5 protein-coding genes and 2 riboswitches are annotated in these 4652 nt (G+C 28.6%); all 5 genes read left to right on the plus strand.

From position 1 onward, the window contains the following. Window positions 1-275: 275 nt before the first annotated feature. A riboswitch (cobalamin riboswitch) is annotated at window positions 276-530 on the plus strand. A 212-nt stretch (window positions 531-742) separates the two neighbouring features. Further along, a complete protein-coding gene (locus J7G74_RS02720) occupies window positions 743-1459 on the plus strand; it encodes an energy-coupling factor ABC transporter permease (protein WP_297131600.1) in 717 nt (238 codons plus the stop codon). Beyond that, window positions 1459-1797, plus strand: a complete 339-nt coding sequence (locus tag J7G74_RS02725) for an energy-coupling factor ABC transporter substrate-binding protein (RefSeq protein ID WP_330616367.1) — start codon at window positions 1459-1461, stop codon at window positions 1795-1797. The genes J7G74_RS02720 and J7G74_RS02725 overlap by 1 nt, the downstream gene beginning before the upstream one ends. Beyond that, a complete protein-coding gene (gene cbiQ / locus J7G74_RS02730) occupies window positions 1784-2473 on the plus strand; it encodes a cobalt ECF transporter T component CbiQ (protein WP_297131602.1) in 690 nt (229 codons plus the stop codon). Before J7G74_RS02725 ends, cbiQ begins: the two co-directional genes overlap by 14 nt. 1 nt (window position 2474) lies before the next feature. Further along, window positions 2475-3296 carry an energy-coupling factor ABC transporter ATP-binding protein gene (locus J7G74_RS02735; RefSeq protein ID WP_297131604.1) on the plus strand — a complete coding sequence of 274 codons (822 nt, stop codon included), beginning with the start codon at window positions 2475-2477 and terminating at the stop codon, window positions 3294-3296. Window positions 3297-3525: 229 nt separating this feature from the next. Continuing rightward, a riboswitch (cobalamin riboswitch) is annotated at window positions 3526-3706 on the plus strand. Between the two features lie 105 nt (window positions 3707-3811). Beyond that, window positions 3812-4652, plus strand: an 841-nt coding sequence (locus tag J7G74_RS02740; protein WP_297131607.1) for a cobyric acid synthase, incomplete at its 3' end; no start/stop codon positions are given.

Below are 4652 nucleotides of genomic sequence, written 5' to 3' on the forward strand. Positions count from 1 at the left end.
CAGTATTTATCAGAATTTACATATTGTGAAAGTCTAGAAATTAATTGTTCATATTGCATTTTTGATATTAGAAATTTTTTCTCATAGCGTTTAAAAGATTTTATTGCCAAATTATTCACCCCCTATTAAATTTCCTTTACAATTGAATTATATAAATGGAACCTTAAACTAATCTTAAAGATGATAACAATTTGGAATAGGATGTAAAAAAAAACTTTTATGGTAGAAAAATTATATTTTATTGTATAAGATTTATGTAAAAGGAATGAAAAATTTAATATGAAAATATTTTAGGTTCTACGTATAGATTAATAGGGAAAGAGGTGAAACTCCTCTACAGCCCCCGTTACTGTAATGTGGACGAAACTCAATAAACCACTGTTTGATGAGCAAAGCAAAATTTGAGCAACGGAGATATTTGAAGTGATAAGGAAAGTATATCGTTGGCAATATGTTAAAGCGAATTTTATGGGAAGGTGAGGAGTAGGATGAAGCTAAGTCAGGAGACCTGCCTAAAGTATGGAAAGTAATTTCTTCGGGGTGAAGGAAATATCTTATTATAAAACGCTTAATGTTGGAAATTTAGATATACTTACCTAACCTCATGGTTGGGATTTTTTATTATCAACATTGACTATATTAAGAGTACATAATAGGGAAGATAGACAGTTATTATCTTATAAAGAAATAATAATAAGATATACACCCTACAATTAAATTAAAAAAGGGAGATGTACTTAGTATGAAAAAAAGCAATTTTAAATGGTCATTGATAGGCGCATTTATGTTAATGATCACACCTGTTATCTCAAATGCAATGCATATTATGGAAGGTTTTTTGCCAGTTAATTGGGCAATTACTTGGTGGGTAATATTTATACCATTCTTTGTAGTTGGGTTGAAAAATATTACAAAAATAGTTAAGGAACATCCTAAAAAGAAGCTTTTATTAGCACTATGTGGAGCTTTTGTATTTGTATTATCAGCACTTAAAATACCATCTGTTACAGGTAGTTGTTCCCATCCAACTGGTGTAGGTCTTGCAGCTATATTATTTGGACCAAGTGTAACAGTAGTATTAGGAACTATAGTTTTATTATTCCAAGCATTGTTGTTAGCTCATGGAGGGATAACAACTTTAGGTGCAAATGCATTTTCAATGGCAGTAATAGGGCCTTTAGTTTCTTTCGGAATATGGAAATTATGTAAAGACAAAATAGATAAAAAATGGGCTGTGTTTTTAGCAGCAGCTTTAGGAGATTTATTAACATATACAATAACATCTATACAATTAGGATTAGCTTTCCCAGATCCATCAGGAGGAGTAATAGCGTCAGTAGGTAAATTTTTAGGGGTATTCTTTGTGACTCAAGTACCTATAGCAATAGCTGAAGGTTTACTAACAGTTATAGTTTACAACTTTATAGCTGAAAATGAAGAAAGAGAGGTGCTTGCATAATGATGAAATCAGTACCTAAAAAATCTAATAGTATGAAGCTAACAGTAATATTACTTGCGTTAGTTCTAGCTATAATTATAATTCCACAAGTGATTCACACAGATGCAGAGTTTGGAGGAGCTGATGGTGAAGCTGAAGCATTAATAACAGAAATTAACCCAGGTTATGAAGCTTGGTTTAGTAGTTTTTATGAGCCTGCTAGTGGAGAAATTGAAAGTTTATTATTTGCAAGTCAAGCTGCTTTAGGAGCTGGAATAGTAGGATATTATATTGGTACCACTAGAACTAAGAAAAAAGTAAGGGATTATATGGAAGAAGTAAAAAATGATAATAGATGATTATGCTTATAATAATAAATTATCTAAGGCTAACCCAAATGTAAAATTTAGTATAGGTATGTTATTACTTATTTTATCTTTGATAAATCCTTACAATATTATATCTATGGCAATTATATTTATTATGAGTATAGTAATTGTTGGAATAGCTAAAATTCAATTGAAGGATTATATACGTTTTATAAAAATACCATTAATATTTTTAGTAATAAGCATACTAATGATACTTTTTAGTGTGGCTCAAAGTAAAGGGTCACTATTATATAGTATAAAGATAGGTAGTATATATATAGGTATGTCTAATGAAACTATAGATACAGCTTTACATCTGTTTTTTAGATCCTTATCTTGCTTAACATGTATATATTTTGTTATGTTGACAACACCTTTTAATCAGCTTATTTTTATACTAAAAAAGATGCATTTACCAGATATTTTTCTAGAAATATCTATGCTTATGTATAGGTTCATATTTATTTTTTTAGAAGAGGTATCTGACATTAGAAAGTCACAAGAATTAAAATTTGGATATATAAGTTTAAAAAATGCATATCAATCATTTGGATTATTAGTTAATATGTTATTTAAAAGAATGATGATAAGATATGATGAAATGAGTATAGCTTTAGATATGAAGTTATACGATGGTACATTTCATATTATAGAGGAAGATTAATATGTTTAAAATTAAGAACTTAACATACCAATATGATAAAAAAAGAAAAGCTCTAGATAATATAAATATGGATTTTGATTCTGGAGAGATTATAGGAATTATTGGTTCCAACGGTTCAGGGAAATCTACTTTGTTTAATAATTTGATGGGAATATTAAAACCAACTTCTGGTGAAATTTTATATAAATGTAATAAGTTGAAATATGATAAAAAAAGCTTATATAATTTAAGGAAAGAAGTTGGAATTGTATTTCAGGATCCAGAAAAACAAATATTTTATTCTATGGTATATGATGACTTGGCTTTTGCATTAAGGAATATTGGAACAGATGAAAAAACAATAAAAGAAAAAATTAATAAAGCTTTAAATGCTGTTAATGGTGAAGATTTTATAGATAGACCAGTTCATAGTTTAAGTTTTGGTCAAAAAAAAAGAGTGGCAATAGCATCTGTAATAGCTATGGAAAATAAAATTATATTATTAGATGAGCCTACAGCAGGGTTAGATCCAGAGAGTACTAGAGCTATAGTAAACATTATTAAATCAATGAATAAAAAGAGAATAAAAATAGTAATTACAAGTCATGATATGAATTTGATATATGGTATATGCGACTATGTATATGTTCTAAATCAAGGTAAAATACTTAGTGAAGGCAGTACAGAAGATGTATTTGTGAATTATGAAGTAATTAATGAAGCAGGTTTAGAGCTTCCATGGCTTGTAAAAGTTAATAAGAAAATGAGTCTACCTCTATTTAGAAAAGAAGAAGATTTATATAATTATTGGAGTAAAAATTTTCATGGAAATTTAAAAAAGTAATTAATAAATAAAACTAAAAATAATATATATATATAAGTCCATATTTTTTAATATGGACTTTTTGCTGTGATAAGACTATATTATAGTTAAAGTAGTTATAATTGAAAATTAACTTAATAAATGATGTATTAAAATAATTAGATATAATGATAAAAAAATGTTTTCTATTATAACTAAAATAACTATAATTAACTTAAAGAGTCTAATTGTAGATTATACTATTAAAAACTGAAAATTAATCAATTTAGGTTTTACAGTGTAAATTAAAAGGGAAAAAGGTATAAGCCTTTGCAGCCCCCGCTACTGTGAAATGGATGAAACCATATTAAACCACTGTCTTATATAAGATGGGAAGGTATGGAAGTAAGTTGATATTGAGCCAGGAGACCTGCCTAAATTGTTTGTAAGAAAAATCTCGGGGTGAAGATTCAATTTTATACTTTGTATAGTGGAATCCTAGTCTTATGAGCTGGGATTTTTTGGTATTTATATAAAATTGGGAAAGGATTAAAGTTATGAGTAAAAAAATAATGCTTCAAGGCACGGCATCAAATGTTGGAAAAAGCACAATAGTCACAGGTTTGTGCAGGATTTTTAAACAAGATGGACATAGAGTAATACCATTTAAGTCCCAAAACATGGCGCTAAACTCTTTTATTACAAAAGAAGGTCTTGAAATGGGTAGAGCTCAAGTATCCCAGGCTGAAGCTTGTGGATTAGATCCTATTGCAGATATGAATCCTATTTTATTGAAACCATCTGGAAATCATAAAAGTCAGGTAATCGTTAGAGGTAAGGTAGTAGGAGATATGTCATCTAAAGAATATCATGAGTATAAGTTAGAACTAATTAATGTGCTAGATGATATATTTAAAGATTTTGAAGAAAAGTATGATGTTGTTGTTATGGAAGGAGCAGGAAGTTGTGCTGAAATAAACCTTATGGAAAGAGATATTTCTAATATGGGAATGGCTCAAATTGCAGATGCTCCAGTTATATTAGTAGCAGACATAGATAGAGGTGGTGTTTTTGCATCTTTGGCAGGAACCATGCTTTTACTAAATGAAGAAGATAAAAAAAGAGTAAAAGGTGTAATAATTAATAAATTTAGAGGGCGAAAAGAACTTTTAGATTCAGGTGTAAAAATGCTTGAAGATATTATAAAAGTTCCTGTACTAGGAGTAGTTCCTTATACAGATATAAAAATAGAAGATGAAGATAGTGTAACTACTAGGTTTAAGAAAAAAGTTGGAAAAAGTGATGTACATATAGAAGTTGTTAGAACACCTCATATGTCTAATTTTACAGACTTTAATATATTTGAAACACAAGAGGATGTAAGTTTGAGATATGTGG

This window comes from Terrisporobacter sp. (assembly GCF_017888745.1).
Taxonomy (GTDB): Bacteria; Bacillota; Clostridia; order Peptostreptococcales; family Peptostreptococcaceae; genus Terrisporobacter.